The sequence below is a fragment of the Rhodococcus sp. (in: high G+C Gram-positive bacteria) genome, from assembly GCF_049299235.1.
Classification (GTDB): Bacteria; Actinomycetota; Actinomycetes; order Mycobacteriales; family Mycobacteriaceae; genus Rhodococcus.
In genome coordinates, this window is record NZ_JBAQXC010000257.1 from 1 (window position 1) to 2,784 (window position 2,784).

Below are 2,784 nucleotides of genomic sequence, written 5' to 3' on the forward strand. Positions count from 1 at the left end.
GGGGCGCCCTTCTGTACAGCCGTGCTCAGTGATAGAGCAGTGCTCAGCCGAGACGCTGCTTGAGAGCCTCGAACTCGTCGCGGATACCCGAGGGTACCTTCTCACCGAGGAACTCGAACCACTCGGCGATGCCGTCGATCTCGGCCTTCCACTCGTCGACGTCGACCTTCAGCGCTTCGTCGACATCGGCGGCATCCACGTCGAGGCCGTCGAGCGTGAGGTCGGCCGCGGTCGGGACGTACCCGATCGCGGTGGACTGCGCGTCCGCCTTGTGCTCGATCCGGTCGACGATCCACTTGAGCACGCGCGAGTTCTCACCGAAACCGGGCCACAGGAAGCGGCCGTCGTCGCCGCGACGGAACCAGTTGACGTAGAAGATCTTCGGCAGCTTCTCCGAGTCGGCGTTCTTGCCGAGCGTGATCCAGTGGTTCAGGTAGTCACCGGCGTTGTAGCCGAGGAACGGCAGCATCGCCATAGGGTCGCGACGGACACTGCCGACCTTGCCTTCGGCGGCGGCGGTCTGCTCGGACGACAGGGTCGCACCGAGGAAGGTGCCGTGCTGCCAGTCGAAGGACTCGCTGACCAGCGGAACCGTCGTCTTGCGTCGGCCGCCGAACAGGATCGCGGAGATCGGCACGCCCTGCGGGTCGTCCCATTCGGGGGCGAGGATCGGGCACTGCGACATCGGGGTGCAGTAGCGGGAGTTCGGGTGGGCGGCCTTCGTGTCCGACTCGGGGGTCCAGTCGTTGCCGAGCCAGTCGGTCAGGTGGGCCGGGGCGTCGCCGCCGATGCCCTCCCACCAAATGTCACCGTCGTCGGTCTTCGCGACGTTGGTGTAGATGGTGTTGCCCGCCTCGATGGTCTCCATCGCGTTCGGGTTCGAATCGGTGCTGGTGCCGGGCGCGACGCCGAAGAAGCCGAACTCCGGGTTCACCGCGTACAAGCGGCCGTCCTTGCCGAAACGCATCCACGCGATGTCGTCGCCGAGGGTCTCGGCACGCCACCCTGGGATGGTCGGCTGGATCATCGCGAGGTTGGTCTTACCGCACGCCGACGGGAAGGCCGCCGCGATGTAGTACGGCTTGTCCTCGGGCGAGATCAGCTTGAGGATCAGCATGTGCTCGGCGAGCCAGCCCTCGTCGTGGGCCATCGCCGACGCGATACGCAGCGAATAGCACTTCTTGCCGAGCAGTGCGTTTCCGCCGTAACCCGAGCCGTAGCTCCAGATCTCGCGGTCCTCGGGGAAGTGGGTGATGTACTTGGTGTCGTTGCACGGCCACACCACATCCTGCTGGCCGGCTTCGAGCGGCGCACCGACCGAGTGCAGGGCCTTCACGAACGGGCGGTCCGTGCCCATCTTCTCGAGAGCGGCAGCACCCATGCGCGTCATGATGCGCATGGACACGACCACGTACTCGGAGTCGGTGAGCTCCACACCGAGCTTCGGGTCGTCGGCACCGAGCGGGCCCATGCAGAACGGCACGACGTAGAGCGTGCGACCACGCATGCTGCCGCGGTACAGCTCGGTCATGGTGGCGCGCATCTCGGTCGGGTCGACCCAGTTGTTCGTCGGGCCGGCGTCGATCTCGTTCGTCGAGCAGATGTACGTGCGGGATTCGACACGCGCGACGTCCGACGGGTCGGAGTTGGCAAGGAACGAGTTCGGCTTCTTCTCGTCGTTCAGGCGCGTGAACGTTCCGGCCTCCACCAGCGCGGTGGTCAGCCGATCCCATTCCTCATCGGAGCCGTCGGCCCAGACAACACGATCCGGCTCGGTGAGCTCGGCAATCTCCCGGACCCAGGCAAGCAACTCGGCATGCTGGGTCGGGGGCTTGTCGTCGGTTCCGTTGAGACCGGGAATGGTCGCTGAGGTCATCAAACTCTCCTGGGGTGTGACCGGAACCGAGTCACGCCTCCGACCTGCACAAACGTACGCAGAGACAGCGGCAGACCCGGGATTCCCCTCTCGGCAGGGGTACCACCCGATCCCCTCCGTGGCCGAACGGAGGAATCGAGCGCCGGAAGTCCTATTCATAGAGGTTAACGCCGGACTTCCGGTAGGGGGGAATCGGGTCCGGTCGGAAATGTCACAGAAACGATTCAGACGCGCATCCTAGCCAGGATCCGGCGGTCGAACCAGGGCGATTCGCCTCACTTCGGACCGAGATCGCCGGTCTCCACACGTTCCCAGCGCGACGTTCCGTCGAGTTCGCGATGGAACTCCCATACGCCGAATTCACCGTCGTCGGCGATCGCGGTCAACCGATCGGTGTCGCCGTCACCGTCGAGGTCGGTCGCGACGACCAGCGCGGACGCCGTCGACCACGTGACGGTGTCGAAGGTGCCGTCTCTGTCGAGGTCCGCGGTAGGGGCGGCAGCGTCGGCCAGTGCCGCAACCGACATCGCGTCGAACGGGGTCCCCGATGCGAACCCCTCGGATTCGGGTAATCCGTCGGGAATCAGATAGCTCTCCACCTACGGTGCCTCCTCGATCGGCCCACCCCGGGTTTCCGGGTTCTCACAAGGTTGGACGCACCGGCTCCGGTCCCGGTTCCACCGGCTCCGACGGTTCCGACGGCCGTAGCCGGTTCGACCGGTCGAGGGCGGCCAGATCCCGCCGGCACGCCTCGATCCGCGCATTCCGCTCACCGAGGTGGCGGCGCAGTTCCTCGTCGAGCGCGACGACGCGGTCGTGCAGGGCCGATACCCGAGCCGCGTGTACGGTCGCCGCGGTTGCCGCGGCGCCGGTTTCGGCGTCGACGATCTGCGCGAGCACCCATGCGT

General features: G+C 66.3%; 2 protein-coding genes and 1 pseudogene. All 3 read right to left on the minus strand.

Going from position 1 to position 2,784, the window contains the following annotated elements:
• Positions 1-43 precede the first annotated feature (43 nt).
• Positions 44-1,876, minus strand: a complete 1,833-nt coding sequence (locus WAX14_RS15235) for a phosphoenolpyruvate carboxykinase (GTP) (RefSeq protein WP_422628894.1) — start codon at positions 1,874-1,876, stop codon at positions 44-46.
• A 275-nt stretch (positions 1,877-2,151) separates the two neighbouring features.
• A complete protein-coding gene (locus WAX14_RS15240; protein ID WP_422628895.1) occupies positions 2,152-2,475 on the minus strand; it encodes a DUF6802 family protein in 324 nt (107 codons plus the stop codon).
• Positions 2,476-2,518: 43 nt separating this feature from the next.
• Positions 2,519-2,784 (minus strand): annotated as a pseudogene (locus WAX14_RS15245) (hypothetical protein); the annotation flags it as partial.